Annotated in this window: 21 protein-coding genes; 8 read left to right on the forward strand and 13 right to left on the reverse strand. The window is 61.0% G+C overall.

Going from position 1 to position 26132, the window contains the following annotated elements:
- The first annotated feature begins 23 nt into the window (after positions 1–23).
- From rpsT to HQL98_11165, 4 genes are all read left to right on the forward strand, one after another.
- Positions 24–305, forward strand: a complete 282-nt coding sequence (gene rpsT / locus HQL98_11150; GenBank protein MBF0272605.1) for a 30S ribosomal protein S20 — start codon at positions 24–26, stop codon at positions 303–305.
- 56 nt (positions 306–361) lie between these two features.
- Positions 362–1825 (forward strand): DEAD/DEAH box helicase, encoded by a 1464-nt coding sequence (locus HQL98_11155; GenBank protein MBF0272606.1) that lies wholly within the window; start codon positions 362–364, stop codon positions 1823–1825.
- A 211-nt stretch (positions 1826–2036) separates the two neighbouring features.
- Entirely contained in the window at positions 2037–5204 is a 3168-nt protein-coding gene (locus HQL98_11160) for a response regulator (GenBank protein ID MBF0272607.1), read from the forward strand.
- Between the two features lie 186 nt (positions 5205–5390).
- Positions 5391–5702: an integration host factor subunit alpha gene (locus tag HQL98_11165; protein ID MBF0272608.1), complete on the forward strand. Its 312-nt coding sequence runs from the start codon at positions 5391–5393 to the stop codon at positions 5700–5702.
- Positions 5703–5905: 203 nt separating this feature from the next.
- On the opposite strand, the gene smpB is transcribed toward HQL98_11165, so the two are convergent.
- The 5 genes from smpB to HQL98_11190 all read right to left on the reverse strand — a co-directional run bounded on the left by smpB (position 5906) and on the right by HQL98_11190 (position 9536).
- Complete coding sequence (gene smpB / locus HQL98_11170) at positions 5906–6355, reverse strand: SsrA-binding protein SmpB (GenBank protein ID MBF0272609.1); 450 nt, start codon at positions 6353–6355, stop codon at positions 5906–5908.
- 4 nt (positions 6356–6359) lie between these two features.
- A complete protein-coding gene (locus tag HQL98_11175) occupies positions 6360–7250 on the reverse strand; it encodes a 4-hydroxy-tetrahydrodipicolinate synthase (protein ID MBF0272610.1) in 891 nt (296 codons plus the stop codon).
- A gap of 83 nt (positions 7251–7333) precedes the next feature.
- On the reverse strand, positions 7334–7873 hold the full coding sequence (gene folK / locus HQL98_11180; GenBank protein MBF0272611.1) for a 2-amino-4-hydroxy-6-hydroxymethyldihydropteridine diphosphokinase: 540 nt from the start codon (positions 7871–7873) through the stop codon (positions 7334–7336).
- A complete protein-coding gene (gene folB, locus HQL98_11185; protein MBF0272612.1) occupies positions 7870–8235 on the reverse strand; it encodes a dihydroneopterin aldolase in 366 nt (121 codons plus the stop codon). Before folB ends, folK begins: the two co-directional genes overlap by 4 nt.
- A gap of 59 nt (positions 8236–8294) precedes the next feature.
- Positions 8295–9536 (reverse strand): MFS transporter, encoded by a 1242-nt coding sequence (locus tag HQL98_11190; GenBank protein MBF0272613.1) that lies wholly within the window; start codon positions 9534–9536, stop codon positions 8295–8297.
- Between the two features lie 285 nt (positions 9537–9821).
- Between HQL98_11190 and HQL98_11195 the strand changes: the two genes are divergently transcribed.
- Complete coding sequence (locus tag HQL98_11195) at positions 9822–10388, forward strand: DUF4351 domain-containing protein (protein ID MBF0272614.1); 567 nt, start codon at positions 9822–9824, stop codon at positions 10386–10388.
- Between the two features lie 13 nt (positions 10389–10401).
- Here HQL98_11195 and HQL98_11200 read toward each other — a convergent pair whose 3' ends face one another.
- Genes HQL98_11200 through HQL98_11215 form a run of 4 tightly spaced genes read right to left on the reverse strand, consistent with a single transcriptional unit; the run spans position 10402 to position 16607 of the window.
- A complete protein-coding gene (locus tag HQL98_11200) occupies positions 10402–11964 on the reverse strand; it encodes a DUF3369 domain-containing protein (GenBank protein ID MBF0272615.1) in 1563 nt (520 codons plus the stop codon).
- Between the two features lie 17 nt (positions 11965–11981).
- Positions 11982–14762 (reverse strand): PAS domain-containing protein, encoded by a 2781-nt coding sequence (locus tag HQL98_11205; protein ID MBF0272616.1) that lies wholly within the window; start codon positions 14760–14762, stop codon positions 11982–11984.
- An 8-nt stretch (positions 14763–14770) separates the two neighbouring features.
- Positions 14771–15799 (reverse strand): ABC transporter substrate-binding protein, encoded by a 1029-nt coding sequence (locus tag HQL98_11210; GenBank protein ID MBF0272617.1) that lies wholly within the window; start codon positions 15797–15799, stop codon positions 14771–14773.
- 46 nt (positions 15800–15845) lie between these two features.
- Positions 15846–16607 carry an SDR family oxidoreductase gene (locus HQL98_11215; GenBank protein MBF0272618.1) on the reverse strand — a complete coding sequence of 254 codons (762 nt, stop codon included), beginning with the start codon at positions 16605–16607 and terminating at the stop codon, positions 15846–15848.
- A 384-nt stretch (positions 16608–16991) separates the two neighbouring features.
- Between HQL98_11215 and HQL98_11220 the strand changes: the two genes are divergently transcribed.
- The 3 genes from HQL98_11220 (at position 16992) to HQL98_11230 (ending at position 20782) form a co-directional block, all read left to right on the forward strand.
- Positions 16992–17402 (forward strand): hypothetical protein, encoded by a 411-nt coding sequence (locus HQL98_11220; protein ID MBF0272619.1) that lies wholly within the window; start codon positions 16992–16994, stop codon positions 17400–17402.
- A 235-nt stretch (positions 17403–17637) separates the two neighbouring features.
- On the forward strand, positions 17638–19083 hold the full coding sequence (locus HQL98_11225; GenBank protein MBF0272620.1) for a catalase: 1446 nt from the start codon (positions 17638–17640) through the stop codon (positions 19081–19083).
- A 181-nt stretch (positions 19084–19264) separates the two neighbouring features.
- Positions 19265–20782, forward strand: coding sequence for an adenylyltransferase/cytidyltransferase family protein (locus HQL98_11230; protein ID MBF0272621.1), 1518 nt, complete (start codon positions 19265–19267; stop codon positions 20780–20782).
- 108 nt (positions 20783–20890) lie between these two features.
- On the opposite strand, the gene HQL98_11235 is transcribed toward HQL98_11230, so the two are convergent.
- The 4 genes from HQL98_11235 to HQL98_11250 are packed head-to-tail and all read right to left on the reverse strand — an operon-like array spanning position 20891 to position 25944.
- Entirely contained in the window at positions 20891–21292 is a 402-nt protein-coding gene (locus HQL98_11235) for a HEPN domain-containing protein (GenBank protein MBF0272622.1), read from the reverse strand.
- On the reverse strand, positions 21279–21614 hold the full coding sequence (locus HQL98_11240) for a nucleotidyltransferase domain-containing protein (protein MBF0272623.1): 336 nt from the start codon (positions 21612–21614) through the stop codon (positions 21279–21281). The genes HQL98_11235 and HQL98_11240 overlap by 14 nt, the downstream gene beginning before the upstream one ends.
- Positions 21615–21649: 35 nt before the next feature.
- Complete coding sequence (locus HQL98_11245; GenBank protein ID MBF0272624.1) at positions 21650–23263, reverse strand: Na/Pi cotransporter family protein; 1614 nt, start codon at positions 23261–23263, stop codon at positions 21650–21652.
- A complete protein-coding gene (locus HQL98_11250; GenBank protein MBF0272625.1) occupies positions 23260–25944 on the reverse strand; it encodes an ABC transporter ATP-binding protein in 2685 nt (894 codons plus the stop codon). The genes HQL98_11245 and HQL98_11250 overlap by 4 nt, the downstream gene beginning before the upstream one ends.
- Positions 25945–26132: the final 188 nt, after the last annotated feature.

Raw genomic sequence — 26132 nt, forward strand, 5'->3', positions numbered from 1 at the left:
CAAGGATAGGGAGTTTTTTCGCGGTGGCCAATATTAAATCTTCCATGAAGAGCATTCGCACCTCTGCCAAGGACAACAGCCGCAACCGGTCGGCCAAGTCCCGCATGCGGACCTTTATCAAAAATGTCGTGCAGGCTGCGGCTGCGGGTGATCTTCCCCTGGCCTCGGAAGCCTTTCGCAAGGCCACGTCGGTCCTGGCGGTCACGGCCCGCAAAGGGATGATCCATCCCAATACCGCCGCCCGTCAAACCCGGCGTTTGAACGCCCGTGTACGGGCTTTGGCGCTTCAGTCCGCCGCCTCCTGACCCCTTGAAAGAGCGGGCTGCGGCTTGTCGCCCATGCCGCACCCGCATGAGAGTTGATGCAGTTCACCGATCTTGCCATTCCCGAATCCGTGATGGCCGGGATCCACGCTTGTGGATTCACGGAATGCACACCCATCCAGGCCCAGACCCTGCCCCTGACCCTCGCGGGACGGGATGTGGCGGGTCAGGCCCAGACCGGAACCGGCAAAACCGCCGCGTTTCTCATCGCGGCGTTTTGCCGGCTGTTGCGTGAGGGAGGAGGGGCGGTCAAAGAGGATCCGGGGGGGCCGAGCCGCCCCCGCGCCCTGATCATCGCCCCCACCCGGGAACTCGCCTTTCAGATCGAAAACGATGCCTTGCGGCTCGGCGCCCATCTGGATCTCAAAATCGCCGCGGTCTACGGCGGCGTGGACTACGAAAAGCAGCGTCTCACCCTGGAAGAAGGACGGGTGGATCTGCTCATCGGCACACCGGGTCGGCTGATCGATTATTTCAAGCAGAAAGTCTATCGGGTCTCCGACGTGGAGGTGCTGGTCATCGACGAGGCGGACCGCATGTTCGACATGGGGTTCATCGAGGATCTGCGCTTTTTGCTGCGTCGTCTGCCTCCGTATGATCGACGGCTCTCCATGCTGTTTTCCGCCACCCTTTCCTATCGGGCCCAGGAACTCTCCTACGAGTACATGGACTCCCCGGAGGTGATCTCCACCACCGTGGACAATCGGGCGGTTTCCCAGGTGACCCAGCGGCTTTATCATGTCGAGGGACGACGCAAGATCAGTCTGCTGGTGGGGCTGTTGCGGCGGGATCTGGCCGTGGGAGACGCGGACGTTCCGGCGGGTCGGGCCATGGTGTTCGTCAATACCAAGCGCATGGGGGAGCGGCTCAAGGAGTGGTTGCGGGGCAATGGCATTCATGCGGGATATCTCTCCGGCGACGTGCCCCAGACCAAGCGTTTGCATACCTTGCAGCGTTTCCAGGAGGGCTTGGTGCCGGTGCTGATCGCCACCGATGTGGCGGGTCGGGGATTGCACATCGAAGGGGTGACCCATGTGGTCAATTTCGATCTGCCGGACAATCCCGAAGATTATGTCCATCGCATCGGGCGTACCGCCCGGGCGGGGGCTACCGGGGATGCCATCTCCTTGGTGGATGAGGATGGGGCCTACAATCTGGAGGCCATTCTGGCGTATCTGGGCATGGACCTGTCTCCCGAATGGCCGGAAAATGAGCTGTTCGTATCGTTGACCCGGCCTCCCCCTGTGGCGGAAGGGAGCGGAGATGCCCCTTCCCGTTTCCGGAGCGGGGGAGGGGGTGGGCGCAGCGGAAGTGGTGGTGGTGGCCGTTCTGCCCCCCCGCGGCGGCGCAGCGCGGCTTCGACCGCAACTCCGGCTCCGGTGGTGGAGACGGTTTCCGCTCCCGTGGCGGCAGAGGCGGCCCCGGCGGGTGCGTCGGCCCCCCGCAGACGGCGCCGCAGAAAACCTGCTTCCGGGTCTTCGGCTCCGGCGACCGGAGAGTGACACAAAGCCTCTGCCCATCGGTCTTCGCCTGAATTTATCGAAATTATTGAAAAAAAAGAGGGGGCCTGGGGGATTCATCCCCCAGGGTTTTGATTTTTCTTCTTTCAAAATAATCATTTATTAATTTTCAAGGTCAAAATCCTGGGGAATGAATTCCCCAGACCCCTTCTTTTCTTTTAATAGTTTAAAAATTATTATTTGGGAGAGATTGGTGGAAAAGATCCTGTTGGTGGAGAGTTCCAAAAGTTTCTCTGCGCTGCTGCGACACCGCATCGAGTCGGAGCTGCATTTCCAGGTGTTCTGGGCCTCCACCATGGCCGCGGCCAAGGAGATCGTCCACCGGGAAGGCACCGAATTTTTTCTCGGCATCCTCGGACTCTATCTGGCGGACGCCCCCAACGGGGAAATCGTCGATTACATCCTGTCTTTGAACATCCCCTCGGTGGTGTTCACCGGCGAAATCAAGGACGACGTGCGGGAAACCGTGGTCTCCAAGCGGGTGCTCGACTATTTCATCAAAGACAACGCCAGCAGCATCGACGCGGTACTGTATTTCATCGACCGTCTGCGCAAGAACGCCACCGTGAAAGCCATGGTGGTCGATGACTCCAAAAGCTCCCGCTTTCACATCCGCCAGTTCCTGAAACGCTGCAACTTCGACGTGCTGGAGGCCGCGGATGGCCCTTCGGCCCTGGAACAGCTCCAGACCCATACCGATGTGCGCCTGATCATCGTGGATTACGAAATGCCGGGCATGAACGGCTTTCAACTGATCAAACGCATCCGGCCACGTTTTTCCCGGGATCGCACCGCCATCATCGGTCTTTCGTCCCACGGGACCGGGGATCTGGCCGCCCAGTTTCTCAAGGCCGGCGCCAACGACTTTCTGGCCAAACCCTTCCGGGATGAAGAGCTGTTTTGTCGCGTCTCCCAGAATATCGAAATCATCGAAAAAAACGTCCACTTTGAAAATCTGGTGGCCGAACGGACCAATCGTCTGGTGCAGGCCCACGAACAACTCAAAAGCCGGGAAAAACGGCTCGGCTCGATTCTGTCCTCCGCCCTGGACGCCATCATCACCTCGGATGCCCAGGGACGGGTGACGGGCTTCAATCCCGCCGCCGAAAAGCTGTTCGGCTACACCCGCGAACAGGCCATCGGTCGCACCGTGTCGGAATTGATCATCCCTCCGGAAGGCCGGGACAACCATGTGGCGGCCATCCACCGGCTGCAAGACGCCAAAAACGAAAACGGCGTACTCAGTCGGCGCATCGAGGCTCCGGCCATGCGGGCGGATGGGGCCATCATCGATATGGAAATGGCCCTCACCTCGGATGTGCTGGATGGGGAACCGATTTTCACCGCGTTTCTCCACGACATCACCGATCGCAAACAACTGCTCAAATCCCTGGAAGAGACGCTCCAGGTGGCGGAATCCTCCAACCGGGCCAAAAGCGAATTCCTGGCCAACATGAGCCATGAAATCCGCAGCCCGATGAATGCCATCATCGGCATGACCGATCTGGTGCTGGGCACGGAGTTGACCGAAGTGCAACGGGACAATCTGGTGATTGTCCAGAACGCCTCCCAAAGCCTGCTGGACCTGATCAACTCCATTCTGGATCTTTCCAAGATCGAGGCGGGCAAGTTCCGGCTGGAAAACATCCCCTTCGACGTGCATGGCCGCATCGGCGCGGCCTGCGAAACCATGGCGATCCGCGCCCATCAAAAACGGGTGGATTTCTATTGCCAGATCGCTCCGGATCTGCCGGAAACCCTGGTGGGGGATCCGTTGCGGTTGGCCCAGGTGTTGATCAATCTCATCAGCAACGCCATCAAGTTCACGGAAAAAGGGGATGTGATCCTGCGGGTGGAACGGCTGCCCTGTCCGCAGGAAGAGGGAGAGAGTGTCGTGCTGGGATTTTCGGTGTCGGACAGCGGCATCGGCATTCCGGCGGACCGTCTGGAACAGATTTTCGACCGTTTCACCCAGGTGGATGGCTCCACCACCCGCAAATACGGGGGCACGGGACTGGGCTTGACCATCTGCCGCAGCATCACCCACATGATGGGAGGCGACATCCGGGTGGAAAGCGTGCTGGGGGAGGGGAGCGTTTTTCATTTCACGGCCCGTTTCGCGGTGGGGAGTCGCGCCCCGGCGGGACAGGAGGCGGTGATGGAGGCCCGAGGCGGCGCGGCCCCCGAAGCCCCCATGGCCGGATTGCGGGTGGCGGCGGCCTATGGCAATCCCACGGGACGCACCATCTTGGACACTCTGCTGCGTCACGGGGGGGCGGTGGCCCAGGTGGTGGAGGATTTGACCACCCTGCAACCGCTTTTGCGGCAGGCCCACGAGGCGGGTCAACCCTTCGATCTGCTGATCATCGATTATCACCTGTTGCAGGCCATGGAAATCCCCTTGCCCGAGCTGGCCCGGCGGGAAGGGTGGAAGAATCGCCCGGTGCTCACCTCTCCTCCCGCCAAACGGATGGAAGGAACCGCCATGGCCGAGGAGTTCTTCGACGCGGTGCAGTTGGCCGAACCGGTGTTGCGTTTTCCGTTGCTGCGGGCGGTCAACCGCGCCTTGGGACGGGTGGCGGCTTCGGCCCCCTTGCGGCGCAGCGGAGGCCGGCGTCATGTGGCCTTGCGCATCCTGGTGGTGGATGACCTGGTGAACAATCAAAAACTGGCCCTCAACATTCTGGAACAGGCCGGTCACGAGGTGACCCTGGCCAACCATGGCCGGGAAGCCTGGACCATCCTGCAATCCAGACGCTTCGACGCGGTGTTGATGGATCTGCAAATGCCGGAACTGGATGGCTACGAAGCCACCCAGAAGATCCGCCAGTCCGATCCGGATCTGTTTCCCAACACCAAGATTCCCATCATCGCCTGTACGGCCCATGCCCTGGAAACGGATCGGCAGCGGTGTCTGGATGCGGGCATGAACGGCTTTTTGCGCAAGCCCTACCGGGCCGAGGAGTTGCTGGAGGCTTTGGATCCGTTCATCCGCAAGCTTGCGCCACCGGTGGAAAAACAGGCCGCCCCGGTCGGGAACGCCGCTGTGCTCAAGGCGGTGGAGGGGGATCCGGCGGAGGTGGAAAAGCAGCGTCGTTCCTTTCTGGAACTGTACCCGGAGCAGTCGCAACGGCTGCGCAAGGCGTTGGGGGCGGATGATTTTCTTCAGGCCCAGGACGGCGTGGAGTGGTTCAAACTGTTTTCGGACCGGATCGGCGCCTATCGGGTGAAATGGCAGGCCATGCGCCTGCGGGGTCAGGTGGAGTTGAAAAACCGTGCCCAGGCCCTCACCCAGATGGATGCCCTGGAAGAGGATTGTCGCAAGATCCGGGAGGCGTTGGATGGGCCGGTTGCGGGTTGACGGGTCGATTTTTTAAAACCGTACTGTGAGAAGTGATAATGACTCTTGCCAATTCAGTGTGTTGAAGGGCATACTGAGTGGGTTGCCCCGTGGGACGCCCCCGGCCCGGATCGGTTCGGAACTTCCCCGGTCGGGCGTGAATGGGCAAACAGCAAAGACTCCATGACGATGTTCGGATTTTAGGGGATGGATATGGCGACTACCACCAAAGCGGATCTGGTTGAAGCGGTTTATGAGCGTATCGGGCTTTCCCGGCCCAAGTCAACCGCCATCGTGGAGCAGGTGTTCGAGATGATCACCCAACGGCTTGAACAGGCGGAAACCGTGAAACTATCCGGATTCGGGGTTTTTTCGGTGCGGGGCAAACGGGCCCGTCCGGGACGCAATCCCAAAACCGGTGAACCCATCGAAATCACCAGTCGCAAGGTGGTGACCTATCGGGCCAGTCCTTTGGTGCTGGCTTCCCAGGGCGGTGACGAGGAAGACGACGAGGCTTGAGATTCCAAGCCTTCCCGACCCCTTTCCCCCCCCCCGTGCCTTTTCTGCGCTTTCGGGGCCGGGGTGCAAAAAAATAAGGTGGCATGCAACGGAAATTGATAGACAACCGGGGGGTCGGTCTGCACAGGGGGAGATGAAACCAGGGAAACTGTGAAACCGGTCTGCGCCAACGGTTGCCGCGTGCGTAAACCGGGAAACGGGGTTCAATCCCCCTTGAGAATCCGTCCTTTTTCCCGGGACCACTCCCGTTCCCGGACGGTCTGTCGTTTGTCGTAGAGCTTTTTGCCGCGACCCACACCGATTTCCAGCTTCACCCGTCCATCCTTCCAATAGGCTTTCAGGGGCACCAGGGTCAATCCTTTTTCCTTGGTGACGCCGATGAGCCGTCTGATCTCATACCGATGCACCAGCAGCTTGCGGGTGCGCAGCGGATCGTGATTGTTGAGATTGCCGTGGGTGTAGACCGCGATGTTGGCGTTCAGCCAAGTCAACTCCATGCGCTGGATCACCGCGAAGGAGTCGTTGAGATTGATCTTGCCGGCCCGCATGGATTTGACTTCGGTGCCGGTCAGGACCACCCCGGCCTCGAAGCTTTCCAGGATTTCGTAGTTGAACCGCCCTTTGCGGTTTTCGGTGATCGGTTTGATGCCCATGTCGTTATGAGTCCGGGAGCAATCCCAGCCGGTTCAGGGTGGTGCGCAGCATCGCCTGATTGGGTTCGGCCAGCCAAGTCAAAGGCAGACGGATTTCCGGCTGGCAGAGTCCGAGCATGGATGCGGCCGCTTTGACCGGAATCGGATTGGTTTCGCAAAACAGTTGTTGATTGAGGTCGAGGAGGATTTCGTGGAGCTTCAGGGCTTTGGCGGTATCCCCTTTCTGCCAGGCGCGGTACAGTTCCACCATTTGGGCCGGGGCGACGTTGGAAGAGACCGAGATTACCCCTTTGCCTCCCACCGCCAGGAAGGGCAAAAAGGTGGCGTCGTCACCGGACAGCAGGGTAATGGCGTTGCCGCACATTTTGTGGATGGTGGAGGCCCGCTCCAGATTGGCGGTGGCTTCCTTGAGACCCACGATGGTATCGATGTTGGCCAGTCGCGCCACGGTGGCGGGGAGCAGATCCACCCCGGTCCGCCCCGGCACATTGTACAGCACCAGAGGAATCTTGACGTTTTCCGCCACGGCGCGGTAGTGCTGATACAGACCTTCCTGCCCCGGTTTGTTGTAGTACGGGGTGATGAGCAGGGCGGCGTCGGCTCCCACCTGCTGGGCGAAGCGGGTGAGTTCGATGGTTTCGGCGGTGGAGTTGGAACCGGCCCCGGCGATGATCTTGACCCGTCCCGCCGCCGCCATCACACATTGGCGAATCACCTCCTTGTGCTCTTCGTGGCTCAAGGTGGCGGATTCGCCGGTGGTACCGCAGGGAACGATGCCGCTGACGCCATTGGCGATCTGGAACTCCACCAGGTGTCGCAGGGCCTCGCCATCGACCTGGTGGTTGCGAAACGGGGTGATCAGGGCCGTGAAGACACCTTCAAAAAGGGTGGACATCCTGGCGAACGCTCCAAGGGGGTTGGATCCAAGGGGGTTTATTGAAATATGGATTCAATATCTATACCGGAATCGTCACCGGGTCACAAGGGGATAATGGCCCGGAGGCGTGCGGTGGCGGCTGGATCGGGGTGGAAGGCCTCCGGGTCTGGAGGGAACCGTTGTGCGAGGGTGCGCAGGCTCAGACGCAAGGTGGGATGGATCAGGTTCGGCGCCAGTTCCGCCAGGGGAAGGGTCAGAAAAGCCCGTTCGGGAATGTCCGGATCCGGGATGGTCAATTCCGGGGTGTGAAGCTGAAGGGATCCCATCAGGGCGATATCCAGATCCAGGGGACGGGGCGCCCAGCCGGGCTGACGGGGTTGGCGTCCCAGTTCTTGTTCGATGGATTTCAGCCGTGCCCGGAGGGTGGCCGGATGCCAATCCCCCTGGATCCGAAGGGCGCCGTTGAGAAAATCCGGCAGGTGGAGGTCGGGAGGGGCGTCGGATCCCGCCACGGCCTTGGTGCGATAGACGGTGGAGATGGCGCTCACGCCGCAGATCGCGTGCAATCGGGCCACGCCCAGAGCCAGATTGCGCTCCGGATCGATGTTGGCGCCGAAGGCGATGAGAATCGGCGTGTTCACGGGGGGGATTTGGAGCGTCGAATGGAAACCCCCACCGATCGGGCAAAGCGCAAGGCGCCCGGTTTTTCCACCGTGACCCTCACCCCCTGAACCAGTGGATGGTCCAGACACAGGCGGCTGATCTGTTCCGCCAGGGCTTCCACCAGAAAACAGGCGGAATGTTCCGTGTGGGCGATGATCTGCTTGGTGAGGGTTTTGTAGTTGACGGTATCGTCGATCCGGTCGCTTTGGCCGGCCTGGGTGGTATCGGTGTCGAGTTCCAGATTGATCAGCACCTCCTGGCGGGTGTGGCGTTCCCACTCCTGGATGCCGATGATGCACGACACCTGAAGGTCGCGGATGAGGATCTGGTCTGAATCCATGTCGATTGACCGTGGTTGTGAGCAGGGAAAAGGAGCCTTTTGATCCATTATAGCGGAAATCATGTCGGTTCGCCATGTTTCCGATGGGGATTTCGGTTGCCCTGGTGACGGTGCAGCCAGAGGAGGGCCAATGCGGTGATGCCGGTGGCAGGCAAGGCGCCCTGGTTCAAGCCCTCCCATCCGCTTTGATTGGCGATCATTCCGGAAGACAGGGCGGTCATGGTCTGGACACTGAAGATCATCAGGTCATTGAACCCTTGGGCCATGGCTTTTTCTTCGGGTTGACAGGTTGTGATCAACAGGGAACTCCCTCCCACATACAGAAAATTCCAGGCCACGCCCAACAGCAGCAGCGCCCACCAGAAATGGGACAGGGATTGTCCGGAGAGGGCGACGGCGTTGCAGCCGAACATCAGCGCCACCCCGACGAGCAGAATCCGGGATACCCCGAAACGGTGAATCAGGGAGCCGGTGAAAAACGAGGGGACAAACATGCCCAGCACATGCCATTCCAGCACGAAGGCCGCATCGTCGAACGGCAGGTGACAGGATTGCATCACCAGCGGGGTGGCGGACATCAGCAGATTCATCACCCCGTAGCCGGTGGTGGCGGCCAGCACCGCCACCAGATAAACGGGTCGGGTCAGGATGGGCCAGAAGGGGCCGGTTGGGGTTTTGGGTGTGGTGGAGGGCGTGGGGGGTGGAGGATGCAGACGCCCCAGCACGCCCCAGGCCAACAGGGTGAACAGGGTCAGGGAGCCGTAGGAGGCCACGAACAGGGGTTCCAGGAGATCCCGGGTCCATTTGCCCAGTTCCGGTCCGGCGACTCCTCCCAGAATGCCTCCGGCCAGAGTCAGGGAGATGGCGCGGCTTTGCCACTCCGGGTGGACGGCATCGGCGGCGGCGAAGCGGTATTGCTGTCCGAAGGCGTTGTAGAAACCGCTCATCAGGCTGCCCAGACACAACAGGAGAAAATCCTGACGGATCGATCCGGCCAGCGCCAGCAATCCGCCACCCAGGCCCAATACCGCCCCCAGCCTGAACCCCGCCCGTCGCCCGTGTCGCTGCATGAAAAACGAGGCCGGCAGGGTGGCCAGGGCCGACCCGGCGACAAACGCCGCCACCGGCAGGGTGGCCAGGGATTTGTCGCGGGCCAGGGCCAGCCCTTGCAGACCATTGATGGCGATGAGGGTGACATTGTTGAGGGTCAACAGACCCTGGGCCAGGGCCAGCACCACGAGGTTGGGTTGGATGGTCATGGGGATGGGTTGGAACACTTTCGGATGCGGGGTGGTGGCCACCGGGTTTGGGAGCCTTTGGGGGGACCATAACGGAAATCACTGGACCTTGTCACCATTCCTTGGCATCTACCTTTTTATGTACACAGTGGGTCCACCAACCAGACGGGAGGGCGGGCAGGATGCTCCATGACGACCTTGACAGCGGGCCGGATGAGTACGACTCCTTGTGGAAGGAGATCCTGAAAGGCTATTTCCGCGAGTTTCTGGCCTTTTTTCTGCCCATCGCCCACGATGGCATCGACTGGTCCCGGGGGCATGAGTTTCTGGATCAGGAGCCCTTTTGCCGTGGTCACCTGGGCCCACTTGAGCGCCAGACAGACCCGCAAACGTCCGCACGAGCGATATCTGCAAAAGACCCGCATCACCCGGAGTCTGTATCGACGCGGTTTCAGCCGCCAGGAGGTGATCGACCTGTTCCGGTTTATCGATTGGGTGCTGCGTCTGCCCTCAGAGATTGATGAACGGTTTAAAATCGAAACCATGGCCTTCGAGGAGCGCGAGGAAATGCCTTACATCACGAGTGTGGAGCGGAGTGGAAGAGAGCAGGGGTTCCGGGAGGGGGTTTTGTTTGGCGAGCAAAGAGGGATCCAGCTTGGCGAGCAAAGAGGGATCCAGCTTGGCGAGCAGAGAGGGATCCAGCTTGGCGAGCAGAGGGGCGAGCAGAGAGGGGAACAACGCGGTGAACGGAACCGGGCCGTGCAAACCCTGCTGCGTCTGTTGACCCGGCGGTTCGGACCGTTGTCCGGGGAGCTGGATGAAAAAATTCGGGGTGCGGAGCTGCCGGAGCTGGAGCTTTGGACCGACCGGCTGTTGGAGGTCGCTTCGGTGGAGGCGGTGTTCGCGGACTCCTGAAAAGGCGAGAAGATCACTCGAAGGCCTGTTGAATCTCCAGGAAATGCTGGACGTTTTCCAAGAACAGATCCACCAGTCGGGGATCGAAGTGGGTGCCCCGATCCTTTCGGATCTGTTCCAGGGCTTTTTCCACGCTCCAGGCGGGTTTGTAGGTGCGTTTGTGGGTCAGGGCGTCGAACACGTCGATCAAGGAGGTGATCCGGGCGAAGATGTGGATCTGTTCTCCGGCCAATCGATGGGGATAGCCGGTGCCGTCCCATTTTTCGTGGTGCTGGGCGCAGATGAGGGCGCCGGTTTGAATGATCTCCTGATCCGTGGTTCCGAGCACCTGCTGACCGATCTGTGTGTGGGAACGCATGATGGCCCACTCTTCATCCGTCAAGGGTCCGGCCTTGTTGAGAATGGCGTCCGGAATGCCGATTTTCCCCAGATCGTGCATGGGCGAGGCCATGCGCAACAGTTCGCATGCGTCGTGGGAGAGTCCCGCCAGTTGGGCCAGCAGGCGTGAATTCTCCGCCACGCGCCGCACATGTTGACCCGCCTCCCCGGATCGGGTTTCGATCACCTCCCCCAGGGTGAAGGTCACATCTTTTTGGGTCTTGACGATCTCCCGATGGAGCAGCAACTGCTCGAAGGCGGTGGCGATGTTGGCGCTGAAGACATCGATCAGGTCGATATCCACCTCGTTCAAGCGGCGGTGGGCATCCAGATAGATCAGGTTTTCCATGCCGTTGCGGGCGTGGAAATAGCCGATGAATTCGTGATCCGTGAACTGGTGGGTTTGTTCCCGCAAGGCCCGCCATGTCAGCCCCACCACCGACGAGGAGAGTACCTCGTCCACCGCCTGTCCCAAGAGTCCGGCGTATACCCCCGAGGCGGCGTGAATCCGGATCATGCCATGTTTCACGGCGGCGGCGAAGGCGTCGGGAGTGGGGGCGGTGGGTTCCGGATTGAGCAGTTGTCCGAACTGGGTGAGAATCGACTGGGCCAATTGGCTGACCGAATGAAATTCATACAGATTCCGGGATGCGGCGATGATACGGCGCAGTCCTTGGCGGGTGGAGTCGATGGTGTTCAGCAGCTTGAAGGTGCGCAGTCCGGCGGTGACGGCGGTGATCAGACCTTGATGGCTTAAATTGACCTTGTCCTTGTAATCGTTGATGTCATACGCGGCGATCACTTCGGCTTCCGGGGCGAGGCCGGGTTGACCGGTGCGCAGAATGATCCGCAACCAGGGATTGTTCAAGGTTTGGCGGATGTAACGGACCACCTCCAGCCCTTCCCGATCGCTTTCCATCACCACGTCGAGCAGAATCACCGCGGTATCCGGATGTTGTTGCAGCAGTTGCCGGGCGTCTGCGCCGGAGTAGCCGTGGATGAAACTCATGGGCCGTCCATCGAACACCAGATCCTTGAGTACCAGACGGGTCAGGGGATGCAGATCCGGATCGTCGTCGATCACCATGATTTTCCAGGCCCCGTCCGGATGAATCGGGACTCGGGGCGAAAGGGGCGCAAGGGGATCGGTCCGGGGGGTCGGAAACAGCAGATCCGATGGGCGGGGTGGAATGGGCATGGGGTGAGCACTCCTGGTCAGGCTGGGAATTGGATCCGGAAATCCGTGCCTTGTTCCGGCGCGCTTTTGGCTTCGATGGTGCCATCGAGTCGCTGTGTCACCAGATTGTAGACGATATGCATGCCAAGTCCACTGCCGCCTTGATTGCGGTTGGTGGTGAAGAAGGGCTCGTAGATCTGTTTGAGGGTGGCAGCCTCCATGCCCCGGCCATTGTCCCGGTAGCGCAGAAAGACGGTTTTGTCGTCGGTGCGGCCCGCCTGAATGGTGATCTCTCCTTCCGCGTCGGGGGCAAAGGCGTGGGTGAGGGAGTTGAGGATGAAATTGGCCACGATCTGGGAAATGGCCCCCGGAAAACTGTGCAAGACCAGATCCGGCTGGCAATCCACCGTGACCCGGTGCCGGGTGTTTTTGAGTTTGGGGCGCAGGGTGAAGACGGTCTCTTCCAGGTACTCCTGAAGATCGAAGCGGCGTTTTTCCTGACTGGTCTGGTCTACCGCCACCTGTTTGAAACTCAGGATCAGGTCCGAAGCCCGTTTCAGGTTGGCCTTGATCAGCCGGGTGGCTTCGCTGACATTTTCCAAGAAGCGGTCGAGATCCTCGCGGCGGGTCTGGCCCTGCTGATAGATGGCGAGAAATTTGACCATTTCGCTTTCCAGGAAGGTCACCGCCGTGAAACTGGTGCCCACCGGGGTTTTGATCTCGTGGGAGATGCCGGCCACCAGTCCCCCCAGGGCGGCCAGGCGTTCCGACTGGATCAACTGGTTTTGGGTGTTTTTCAAGGTGGTGAGGTGGTCGTGCAGTTCCGCGGTGCGTTCCCGCACTTTTTCTTCCAGGAAGCTGTTCTGATATTGCAGGGACTCTTCCAGGTTTTTGCGTTCGATCATGCTGCCCAGGGTATGGCACATGGCCATCAGCAGGCTTGCCTCTTCCGGGGAATGGGTTTGACCGGGACTCAAGTACAAAGTCAGGATTCCCAGAAGCCTTTCCCCGGAAACGATGGGCGCCACGTAGTGGCCATGGGGTTCCATGTGGGGCAGGGTAATGTCGTGGCGGTGGTCCACGCAGTCGGCATGCAACAGGGTGCGGCTCTGGGCCACCCGACCGCATAGACAATGACCATGGGGCACCTCGCGGCATAAGGTCAGCAGGGAGTCGTCGAGTCCGGTGTGGGCGGTCAGGCGCAGGGTCTGTTTGCCCGGCTGATCGAGAAAGATCGCCCCTTTGGCCTGAATGGCCAGCCAGGGTATCGACAGAATCAGGGTCAGGGCCTGTTCGAGCTGCTCTTGCAGCGGAATGTGACGGTAGGAGATTTCGTGCAGACCGTTGAGAATCCGTTGATAGGTCAGATAGTCCCGGGCCTGCTGTTCGGCGCGGATCCGTTCCGAGATGTCCCGGAACACCACCACCGCTCCGAGAATGGTGTTCTGGTCGATGATCGGGGTGGAGGTGTATTCCACCGGGAACGAGGTGCCATCCTGACGCCAGAAGAGTTCATCCCGGACCTGTTGGGTTTCGCCCCGCCGGATCGCGGCGAAGACCCGGCATGCGGCCCGGGGATAGGGGGTGTGGTCGGCGCAGGTGTGATGCACCAGATCGTGCAGGGAACGTCCGATGATGGCTTCGGGTTCCCAGCCGATCATGCGGGCGGCGGCGGGATTGATGAAGGTGGTGAGTCCCGCGGTGTCCAGGCCGTAGATCCCTTCCCCGGCGGCTTCCAGCAGGAGGGCGTTGTGGGTGCTGATGCGTTGCAGATCCGCCTGGGCGGTTTTGCGTTCGTTGAGTTCCCGGGTGATGGACTCCTGGGCCATGGCCATGGCGTCGGCCACGGCGCTCACCTCGTCCCGGTCCTTGTCCCGGGCGGTGTCCAGGGCTTCCCGGATGGCGGGGGTGAGATCGAATCCTTTGGAAAACTCCTGCGCCACCCAACCCAGCGTATTGATGCGTCGGGTGATCTGGATCATCCAGGCTCCGAGGGTTTTCCAGAAGAGTCCGGAGATCAGGGCGAACAGGGTCGCGCTGGCCAGCAGGATATCCGCCACCGAAAACAGAGGCGAGGCGTGATGGCGGATCACCAGTCGGGGGGAGTCGGGTTTGCCATTGGGTTCCCAGGGCAGGGAAAGCTGGTCGAGGCGCTGGTTGCCCTGCCAGAAGGTGCCGTCCCGCAGGGTTTCCGGATCGACGAGGATGCTGCCCAGGGAACTGGCCACCACCCGGTTGTCGTGCAGCAGGAACAAGTCGGTGTAAGGCAGGGTGCTGCGGAAGAGCAGACCGTTTTCGATGGGCACCAAGACGATCAGTTCTCCTTGTCCGAAGGGGCCGAGCCACAGGGACAAGGCCACCCAGCGATGCAGGATGCCGGTGGCCGGAGAGACGAACCAGCCGTGTTCGCCGGAGCGGTCGAAGGCGTGGGGCGGGTCCAGGGACTGGTTGGTGTGGGTGAAGATCACCCGCCGGCTGCCGTCGGTGACGATGACCCCTGAAAACAAGGAGATGGACTCTTGCTGCAAGGCGGTGCGCAGCAACTCCCACGGGGGGGCCTGGGAGGTGAACAGATTGAGCATTTCGATGCGGTTGTGCAGGTGGATGGCCTGTTCCTGCCACTCCTGATCCATCAGGTTCATTTTTTCCGCGTGGAAACGTTCCAGGGTGGTCAGCACCTGACGGGCGGCCCGGTTCATGGCGGCGTGTTGGACCCACAAGGCCAGTACGGCGATCAGGGCGACCAGCAGCAAGGTGATGATCGTGACCCGTCGCACCGCCTGATGGGACAGGGTTTCCTTCCTCGCCCGTGGTGGCAAAGGGAGCGTCACTCCTTGCGGCCCGCCCACCGGTCGTTGATGAGATTCTCCATCCGAATGGATGGGGCTTCGGGGGTGCTGGCGTGGAAGAAGCGGTTGGTTTCCTGGATCTGCCGGTTGGAGAAGGCGCCATCCTTGCTGAAGAGACGGGGATATTTTCTCAAGCAGAGCAGAAGCTGGGCCCGTTCGTCCGGGTGGATGACGTTCAGGCGGTCGGTCAGCTCTTCCGGGGAGTGTTCGGCGATCCAGCGCAAGGCGCGGCCCAGGGCCTTGACCAGTCGTCTGACCTTTTCCGGGTCATTGGCCACCACATCGGGTCGGGTGGCCAGGGCGGCGTGGAGAACCTGGGCTCCGGGAATATGGGCGGTGGTTTGGGGTTCGGCGAGATTGACGAGAAAAAACACCTTGCCTTCGGTCAGCATGGTGGAGGCGAAGGGCTCTTCGGCGACGATGGCGTCCACCTGACCGGAATCCAGCATGGTGATGCGTTTGTTCCACTCCTGTCCGGTGGAGATCACCCGGGCATCCCGGGGTTGCAGCCCGTCGGAGCGCAGCAGCAGTTCCAGGAGTTGCTGGGCCACGGTTTTGGCGTTGACCGCGCTGGTGTGGACTCCGACGATGCGTCCTTTGAGATCGGCGATGCGGCGCACCTGGTTTTCCAGCGCCTTGCGCACGATCAGCACGAACTGGGGCACGTCGGAGACGGCGGCCACCCCCACCAGATCCCCCCCATGGGCCTTGAGGGACATGAGGGCCGGAAAACCCACCACCGTGAAATCGCTGTTGCGGGAGATCATTTCCTTGATGGCCAGTCCGCCGCCATCGACGTGTTTCAAGGAGACCTCCAACCCTTCCTCCCGGTCGGCGCCGATCAGGGGCATGAGGTCGATGGGCAGATAGGAGAGATTGCGGGGACCAACGACACTCACCACGGTTTTCATGGAGGGGATATCGTGGGGGCCGCCGTGGGCCGGGGCGGCGATCAGCAGCCACAACAGCAACGCAGGAAACATCCAGTCGCGCCGGAAAGGGGTCATGGGTGGGTCTCGCAGTTTTCCAGGGGTGTTATCATGTTGTCATATATTAGCGCAAATGCTCCCCACCGTCCACGCGAATCAATTCACCGGTGATGAAGTCGTGTCGGATCAGAAACAGGAGCGCGGCAACGATGTCGTCGGGGCTGCCGACCCGGCCCGCCGGCGTGGCGGCGCCGATGGTCTTGAAGCGTTCCGGGGAGTCTCCCGGGGCCGGCAGAATCGGACCCGGGCCGATGGCGTTGACCCGGATGGCGGGAGCCAGTTCCAGGGCGGCCTGACGGGTCAGGGTCCAGAGGGCGGATTTGGCTGCCGAATAGGCGGCGTAATCGGCGCGGGGCTGGTGGGCGTGACGGTCGATGATCTGGATGATCTGGCCGGTTTGTCCCGGGGGCAGACGTTGGGCGAAATCCCGGGTCAGCAGAAACGGGGCGGTGAGATTGATGGCCAGATGACGGTTCCATTGACCGACGGTAGTGTGACGGACGGATCCCCGCTCGAAAATGGCGGCATTGTTGACCAGCAGGGTGACGGGTTTCCCGAAAGCCGCCTCGGCCCGCTGGATCAGGGTTTCGGTCTGTCCGCTGTCCGCCAGATCGGCCTGGAGGGTATGGGCGGTGCCGCCCTGGGCGATGATGGCGGCGGCCAACTCCCTGGCGGCGGCCTCCGAGCCGTGATGATGGATGGCGACCGTCATGCCTTCCCGGGCCAGGGCGCGGACGCAGGCCGCTCCGAGGCGGCGGGCGCCTCCGGTGACCAGCGCGGTGGTGGAATGGCAAGGCATGGGACTCTCCCTTTTTTGCCGGATCATGAAACCGTTCCGGCCAATGGTGTCGATGGGAACCGGTTTGTTATCCGGGGTTGCCGGCCGGCTGTCAAGAGGTCGGATGGTGCAACTTTTCTTGCGGGGGCAACTTTTTGGACAGTCGGACAGCGTGTTGAAAAACAGGTCTTTTTTTGCGGATGTTCGGTGTGGGCCCCGGAAGGTGTCGGTTTTCGGGCAGAAGGCGCTACCGGTGCGGGGATGAGGATTGGATTGATTTCTTGGGGGGTTGCAAGATCGTTACTTATTGGTATGATAATTGCAATTTTTCTTTGCAAATGTTTCGTAAATGTCTTTCTCGTGAATGGTCGAGAATCTGAAACCATACAGTGGGTATACGGTATTGGCATTCATGCACAAGGAATTAAGACGATGAGACTCCAGGAACGGGCTTTGCGGACCCATGACGAGGGTCGGGTGGTACGGTTCGTTCCTCCTGCCGAGTTCAGGCGGGAGGCGAGCGTGTGGATGACGGATGTGAGCGATCAACTGGAACTGGTGAAACGTCGGGGAGGTGATGCGGTTTTGACGGATCACATTTCCCGCTCCATGGGAGAGTTTCGCCGCATGGCCGCTCTGCGGGGATTGAACGAAGTGGCCGAACTGGCCGGGAGCGTCTCCCGAGCCTTGGAACACACCCCATCCAAAAACGAAACCGCCCGTTCGGTGGTGGCCTTGTCTTTGGCGGCGGTGAGTCAGATCCAGTGGCTGCTCAACCCTTCGGTGGAAGGGGCGGGACGGAATGCCCGGCGCATCGTCCAGGGCCTGCTGCAACAGTGGTGATTTTTTTCGTTGTTTGTGAACAATCAAAGGCAAGGTTCATGCTCCGGAACTTGGTGCTTCACGGACAATAGGGACAGATTATACATACCATATTTATAATGGTATTGGAATTGAGTTGCATTATGGTTTATCGTGACCTTCACGCCATGGTGCAATGGACCCTTTCCCGGGCTGTTGGCCGTGCGCTTTCGGTAAGTCTTGCGTACCGTCCCTCGATCTTCAACCCCCCGGAGAAATGGTCATGAATAAACCGTATCTTTCCGCCGCCAACGGTCATCCCATCGCCGACAATCAGAATACCGTCACGGCGGGCCGGCGCGGTCCCGCCTTGCTTCAGGACTGGTGGCTGATTGAAAAGCTGGCCCATTTCGTGCGCGAACGCATCCCGGAACGGGTGGTCCATGCCAAAGGGTCCGGAGCCTTCGGAACCTTGACCATCACCCATGACATTACCCGTTTCAGCAAGGCTGCGGTTTTTGCCAGCGTCGGCAAGCAGACTCCCGCCTTTTTGCGTTTTTCCACGGTGGCCGGAGAACGGGGAGCCGCTGACGCCGAACGGGATGTGCGGGGATTTGCCCTGAAGTTTTATACCGACGAGGGCAACTGGGATGTGGTGGGCAACAACACTCCGGTCTTTTTCATCCGGGATCCGTTGAAATTCCCAGACTTCATCCACAGCCAAAAACGTGACCCCAAAACCAATCTGCGCTCCAACGTGGCCGCCTGGGATTTTTGGACCCGTCATCCCGAAGCGCTGCATCAGGTGACGATTCTGATGTCGGATCGGGGGATCCCGCAGAATTTTCGTCACATTCATGGATTTGGAAGTCATACCTACAGCTTTATCAATGCCGCCAACGAGCGGTTCTGGGTCAAATTCCACTTCAAGTCCATGCAAGGGATCGCCAACTGGACCGATGCAGAGGCGGCCCAGGTGGTGGCCAACGATCGGGAATCGGCGCAACGGGATCTGTTCGAGGCCATCGCCCGGGGGGATTATCCCAGGTGGCGTTTTTGCGTGCAGGTGATGCCCGAAGCCGAGGCGCTCACCTATCGCATCAATCCGTTTGACCTGACCAAAGTCTGGCCCCACGCGGATTATCCTTTGATCGAGGTGGGCATCCTCGAACTGAACCGCAACCCGGAAAACTATTTCGCCGATGTGGAGCAGGTGGCCTTCAGTCCGGCCAATCTGGCTCCAGGCATCGCCGCCTCCCCGGACCGCATGCTGCAGGGACGACTGTTTTCCTATGGTGATGCCCACCGCTATCGCCTGGGAATCAACCATCATCAAATTCCGGTCAACGCTCCCCGCTGTCCGTTTGCCCGGGTGTTCCATCGGGACGGGGCCGGACGGGTGGATGGCAATCTGGGGGATATGGTGAACCATCAACCCAACCGGTTCGGGGCGTTTCCCGAAGCCCCCGAAGCCGCCGAACCGCCGCTCCCCCTGTCCGGAGACGCGGACCGATACAATCATCGCGAGGACGCGGATTATTACAGTCAGGCCGGCGCGCTGTTCCGGTTGATGCTCCCGGCGCAACAACAGGCCTTGTGCGGCAATATCGCGCGTCACATCCGGGGCGTGCCCCAGGAGATCGTGGATCAGGCGTTGGAGATGTTCCGGCAGGCGGATCCCGACTATGCCGCCGGGGTGGCCGAGGCGATCCGGAGCTTGTGACACCCGTCGATCGATGATGGCAAACCCGGGAGGATCTGGAGGATTTCTCTTCCAGACCCTCCCCCCTCCCCGGTTTCCAGAGCTTCCGGGGTTGGGTCCGAGCAAATTGGTATTCAATCTGCATAATTTTTTCCAGGGTTAACGCCAAAGGCCATCGCGCCCGGGAACGAACACGAAAACCATGGAAAAAATTCAAACCATCGAGGCGCTGGCCGAAACGGTCGCCGCCCTCAAGCGTGCGGGTAAGCGGGTGGTCCACTGTCATGGCTGCTTCGACCTGCTGCACATCGGTCATTTGCGTCATTTTCAGCAGGCCCGCGCCCTGGGGGATGCGTTGATCGTCACCTTGACCCCGGATCGCTTCGTGGACAAGGGGGCCAACCGTCCCGCCTTTCCGGAAGCCCTGCGGGCCGAGGCCCTCTCCGCGTTGGCCTGCGTGGATTACGTGGCCATCAACGCCTGGCCCACCGCCGTGGAAACCTTGCATCTTTTGCAACCGGCTTACTACGTCAAGGGGGTGGAGTTCCGCGATACCGGCGAGGATTTTACCGGTAAAATGGGCGTCGAGGCGGAGGTGGCCCGCTCCCTCGGGGTGGAACTGCGTTTCACCGGGGATATCGTTTTCAGTTCCACGACGTTGATCAATCGCCATTTGTCCAGTTTTTCCGAGGATGTGCGCAACTATCTGCAATTGTTCCGGGGACGCTTCTCCCTGGACACGGTGCTCGGGGTGCTGGACCGGATGCGGGATCTCAAGGTGCTGGTGATCGGTGATGCCATCATCGACGATTATCATTATGTCACCGCCATCGGCAAATCCTCGAAGGATCCGATCCTCGCCTTGAAACACATCTCCAGCGACCAGTTCGCCGGGGGAACCGTGGCCATCGCCAATCAGGTGGCCTGTTTCGCCGGAGAGGTGGAACTGCTCACGGTGCTGGGCACCCAGGAGAGCCACGAACCTTTTTTGCGCGGTTGTCTGGCCAAGAATCTCACGCCCCGATTTTTCATGCATCCGGGGGTGCCCACCCTGGTCAAGCGGCGTTTTCTGGAAAGTTACGCCCTGACCAAACTGTTCGAGGTGTATGTCGAAGGGGATGCCCCGCTGCCCCATCCGGTGGAAGCCGACATGCGTGCTTGGCTGGCGGGAAATCTCTCCCGGTTCGATCTGGTGATCGTGGCTGATTACGGCCATGGCGCCATCACCGCACCGTTGGTGGCGGATCTGGTGGCCTCCCGGGCCTATCTGGCGGTCAACACCCAGGCCAACGCCGGCAATCGGGGCTATCATACCATTTCCCGTTACGAGCGGGCCGATTACGTCTGTCTGGCGGAGCCTGAGGTGCGACTGGAACGCCGCTGCATCTCCGGAGAGATCCATCCCCTGGTCTCCGAGGTGGCCAACTCCCTCCACTGTCGTAAAATTTCCGTCACCCGTGGCAAACACGGCTCCATCGTGGGGGACGCCTCCGGGGAGAGCGTGGATGTGCCGGCGTTTGTCTTCAACGCGGTGGATCGGGTTGGGGCCGGAGACGCCTATCTCTCCGTCACCGCACCCGCCGCCTTCCTCGACGCCCCTAACGAGGTGATCGGCCTGATCGGCAACGCCTTGGGATCCATGGCCGTGGAGATCATCGGCAATCAGCGGGCCGTGGATGCGCTGGCGCTGAAAAAACATATCACGTCGATCTTGAAGTGAGGGGAGAGGGGGGTTGCGTTTCTGAAAGTGGGATTGTTTGGGCTGGTTGGTATCGTTTTTCTGATCGCGTCTGAGATTGTTTGAGAGTCTGAAAAAAGACTTATCCGTTTATGATTCTTTCGTCACAGCCGTTCTCAGCGTTTCCACCTGCGTCACCAACTCCCGCACCTGCGTCAAGATTGTTTGGTAGTCGAGATCAGCGCCCAGTTCATCGAAGGATTCGTATCGGAACTGGACGGCAAATGGGGACAGTTCGGCGAGATCCCACAACGCCTCCACATCGATGCCGTTTTGTTCCAGCGACACGATCAGGGAACGCAGACTGTGGGTTTTGGGCGGTTCGTGGCCCAGGATCGCCAGCCATGCCTTGAGAGTCTTTTCCACCGCCTGTTGGGCGTGAAAACCGAACGCTTCTTCCGGAGCATGGGCCACGGATGACAGAATTTCAAGCACCTGGAGATCCTTGCCCGCCATGGTCATCAGGATGCGGGCGGTTTCAAGGTCGCGCATACAACACCCGGCCTTCCTTCAACGCCTTGTGAACCAGATGATGGGTCGCATGTCTGAAGCGTTCGATCTCCTCCCGGCTGTAGACCAGAATGTCCGTGGCTGCGGGAAACCGTCCCATGGCCCGTTCCAGTCGTGCCATCTCCCGGAAGCGGCTGCGCGTCGGCCCGAACGGCTCTGACTCCACCACCAGCAGATCCAGGTCGGAATCGTCCCGCCCCTCGCCTCGGGCATGAGATCCGAAGAGAATCACCTGTTCCGGGTCCGCCGCCTCGACGAGGATCCGGGTCGCCTCTGTCAACAAGATCTGAGTCACCTGGGTCATGATGGCCCTCCCTTCGATCGGATCGTGGGACCGACTCACGCCCCCGCCACCACCTTGGCGATGCGTTTGGCGTGGTAAAAAATGCGCTTGAAATTTTCGTAAAGATCCATTTGCAGGGTATAGAGGGTAAAATCTGCCGCTCCGCTGCGCAGGACCCGCATCTGTTCCAGGCGGTTTTGGGTGTCCATGGTGGAAATCGACTCCTTGCGGGCCATCACCTCACGGGCCAACGTGGGATCGTCGGTCAAAAAGGCGTCGGCGGCCTGACGGAACGCCGCCCGCACGGCGTGATGATAGTCGGTGAGAGCGGTGCGGATTTCGGGGGGGAAGTCGGGTCGCTGGTCGAGGCGGGTTTCGGTGAGGTGGCCCAGATTGTTTTCGATGATGTCGCCGATGGCTTCTAGTTCATTGGCCACGGTCATGGCGGCCATGAGTTCGCCGGCGGCCTGGGGCGTAAGGTTGGCGCCGCCGATTCCCGCCAGATAGCGGGTGACGGCCCGGTGGATTTCGTCCACCCGGTCATCCATCTTGCGCATGCGGGCGATCACCTGGGGATCGGCGGTGAAAAGCGCCTCGGGTACCAAGGTGAGCATCTCTTCGACCATGGCGGCGATCAGTCCCACCTCGCGACGGGCCATGGCCAAAGCCAGGGTGGGGGTGTCCAGGAGATCGTCATCCAGGTAGCGGGGCCAGTAGCGTTCGGTGAAGTCCAGTTCTTGCACCTCGGTTCCGTAGGGATCCGGCAGCAGACGATGGGCCAGATCTGTCAGGGGGCGCAGCAGGGGCAGTCCCGCCAGGGAGACCAGACCATTGAAAAACAGATGGAAAATCACCAATCTCCACCCGTCGGTCACCGGCAGCCAGTTCAGCGCCGCACCGGCCTGGGGCAGCCACCAAGCCACCAGCAGCACCCCTGTGCCCTGAAAGATCAAATGAGCCATGAACAGCCGTTTGATCTGGGCGCTTTGTTCCTGGAGCAGCGCGGAGAAGGGCAGGGCGGCGCCGAGATTGGCGGCCAGGCTCATGGCCAGGGCGGCGGGCAGGGACAGGAGTCCGGATCCGGTCAAGACCAGCAGCAGTCCGATCACGGCGTGGGAGGAACCCAGTATGGTCGCGGCCACCAGGGTCGCGACCAGGGGAATCCAGGGATGGGTCAGGAGCGCCCCCAGGAACGAGGCGTGACGCATGGTCTCTTCCAGCGTGGCGAGCCCCAGAAAAAGCAGTCCCACCCCGAGCAACAGATGGCCGATGAAACGCAGTTCCGCACGGGTGGTGGCGTACAGCAGCATCGGTCCCACCGCCAGGGGCAGGACCGCCAGATAAGACGGAATCGCGGCCAGCAACAGCACCAGCAGGGAGGTCCCCGCCAGACTGCCCAAAAGCAGCAGCAGGGTCTGTCGACAGGCCAGTAGATTGCTGGCGGCCAGGGTTCCCAGCAGTTCCAGGATGGTCCGGTTGGACAGCAGCAGCGCACCGGCGCCACTGCCGGCCAGCCAGCCCCGCAGATCGAAAGAGTCGATGGCCCCGAGCCGTTTGGTGATGGACTCCCCGTGGAGGTTGGAAAGGGCGAACAGGGTTTTTTCCAGCCCGTACAGGTAGAGGGTCGCGCCGGTGATCCCCTGGGCGATGGCGGGCCAGGAGGCGCTCATGGGGGATCGGACTCCCGACCCCCGGTGGACAGATCCAGGGCGGCGGCCAGCAGGCGTTGGGTATAGGGATGACGGGGGGAGTCGAACAGTTCACGGGTGGGACCGGACTCCACCACCCGACCGTTTTGCATCACCATCACCTCGTGGGCCATGGCCCGGATCACCCGCAGATCGTGGGAGATGAACAGATAGGCCAAACCGTGATCCTGTTGCAGTTTTTTCAGCAGTTTCAGGATTTGGGCCTGCACCGACAGATCCAGGGCGCTGGTGGGTTCGTCGAGTACCAGCAGTTCGGGCTTGAGGATCATGGCCCGGGCAATGGCGATGCGCTGTCTTTGACCCCCGGAAAATTGATGGGGATAACGGTCCAGGGTATCGGTATCCAGTCCCACCTCGGCGAGAATCTCCTGGACCCGGGCCCGTCGTTGCGCCGGATCGGGTTCCAGACCGTGGATGAGCAATCCCTCTTCGAGGATTTCGCCGATGGTCAGGCGGGGCGAAAGCGAGGAGAAGGGATCCTGAAATACCACCTGCATGCGGCGGCGGCGCAGACGTTGGGTGTTGCGGTCTCCGGAGCGCAGATCCAGGTCCGAGAAGCGGATCTCTCCCTGGCTGCTGTTGAGCTGCAAGATCGCCTCACCCAGAGTGGTCTTGCCGCTGCCGGACTCTCCCACCACCCCCAGGGTTTCCCCTTTGCGCAACTGGAACGACACCTCGTCCACCGCCTTGATCCAGCCCACGGTCCGCTTGAACAGCCCCCGCTTGATGGGAAAATGACAGCGCAGGTTGTTGGCGGTCAACAGCACCGGGGCGTTGGCGGGGCGGCGGGGGGGATGGGTGTCCGGTAGGGCCGCCAGCAGGGTGCGGGTGTAGGGGTGGCGCGGGTTGCTGAACAGGGTCTGGGTGGGCGCGGTTTCCACGATTCGGCCCTGACGCATCACATAGACCCGATCGGCGCATTTGCGCACCATGGGGAGGTCATGGGTGATCAGCAGCATGGCCATGTTGAGTTCCCGGCGCAGCCGGGTGAGCAGTTCGAGGATTTGCGCCTGGATGGTGACATCCAGGGCGGTGGTGGGTTCGTCGGCGATCAGCAGGGAGGGGTGACGCGCCAGGGCCATGGCGATCAACACCCGTTGCCGTTGTCCCCCGGAAAGCTGATGGGGAAAGGAGTCCAGCCGGGATTCGGGATCCGGAATCCCGGTCCAGTCGAGGAGTTCGGCGGCTCGGTGGCGCAGGGAGCGGGGATCGACGCTGGGATCTTGCTGGAGGGCTTCGATCAGTTGACGTCCGATGGGATAGACCGGATTCAAGGCGGTCATGGGTTCCTGGAACACCATGGCCATTTCCGCGCCCCGCAGTTTGCGCAGGGGTTCCGGATCCAAGGTGGTGGTCTGGCGTCCCCGGTAATAGATGCCTTCGGCGGTGACGATGGCCGAAGGGGGGAGCAGACGCAGCAAGGAGAGGGCCGCGACGCTTTTGCCGCTGCCGGACTCCCCCACCAGGGCCACGGTTTCGCCGGGGGCGATGAAAAAGGAGATGCCCTGGACCGCGTCCACGGTCCCCATTTCCCCCTGAAAGCGTACCCAGAGGTTTTCCACCGACAGCAGGGGTTTGAGGGGGGTGGGGGCGTTCATTCCTTGCGGGGATCCATGGCGTCGCGCAGTGCCTCGCCGATGAAGTTGAGCAACAGCAGCATCACCACCAGGGTGACGAAGGCGGAAAGCGACAGCCACCAGGCTTCGATGTTGCCTTTGCCCTGGCGGAGTAGTTCTCCCAGACTCGGGGTGGTGGGGGGTACCCCCAGGCCCAGAAAGTCCAGGCTGGTCAAGGCGAGGATCGCCCCGGAGACCCGGAACGGCAGAAAGGTGATCACCGGGGTCATGGCGTTGGGCAGCAGATGGCGAAACATGATGGACCGATCCGACGCCCCCATGGCCCGAGCCGCCTTGACGTAGACCAGATTGCGGGCCCGCAGGAACTCGGCGCGCACGTAGTCGGCGAGGCTCATCCAGCCGAAGAGGGACAACAGGATCAGCAACAGCGGGATGCCGGGATTGAAGATGCCGGCGAAGATGATCAGCAGATACAGTTCCGGCATGCTGCCCCAGATCTCCATGAAGCGTTGCAGCCACAGGTCCACCCGTCCGCCGAAGTAGCCCTGGATGGCACCGGCCACGATGCCCACCGCCACCCCGACGAGGGTGAGGCTCAAGGCGAACAGCACCGACAGTCGAAAGCCGTAGATGAGGCGTGCCAGCACGTCGCGGGCGCGATCGTCGGTGCCGAGCAGATGGCCGTCGCCGGGCCGGGCCGGGGCTGGGCGGGTGGCGTGCAGATCGATGGTGGCATAGCCGTGGGGATTGGGGGGAAAGATTACCCAGTTGTTGCCCTTGCGGAGATTTTTGAGGATTTCCGGATCTTTGTAGTCGGTTTCGGTGATGAATTCCCCGCCGAAGGTGGTTTCCGGATAGCTGGTGACCAGGGGAAAGTAGAAGCTCCCTTCGTAGCGGAGGATCAAAGGCTTGTCGTTGGAGATCACCTCGGCGCCCAGGGAGAGCAGGAACAGGATGGAAAAAATCCACAAGGAGACGCGGCCACGGGGATTGGCCTGGAAGCGGCGCCAGCGACGAAGCAGGAGCGGAGAGGGGTGAAGGAACCTCGGCATGGCTGAAGAGCATACCCGATCCTTCGGTTTTCGGCAAGGGTGGGGACCGGGGGTGGGAAAAGGGTGTTCCTGGCTTGGCCCGCAAGTTGCGAAACGCTGGATGGCGCGATGGAATTTTTTTGGGTGTGCCTTGTTGGGTGTGCGGCATGGGGTCGCGCGTTGGGATATTCGGGTTCGCGGACGAGCCCACTACTTAAGAAA

Source organism: Magnetococcales bacterium, assembly GCA_015231755.1.
Lineage (GTDB): Bacteria > Pseudomonadota > Magnetococcia > Magnetococcales > Magnetaquicoccaceae > Magnetaquiglobus.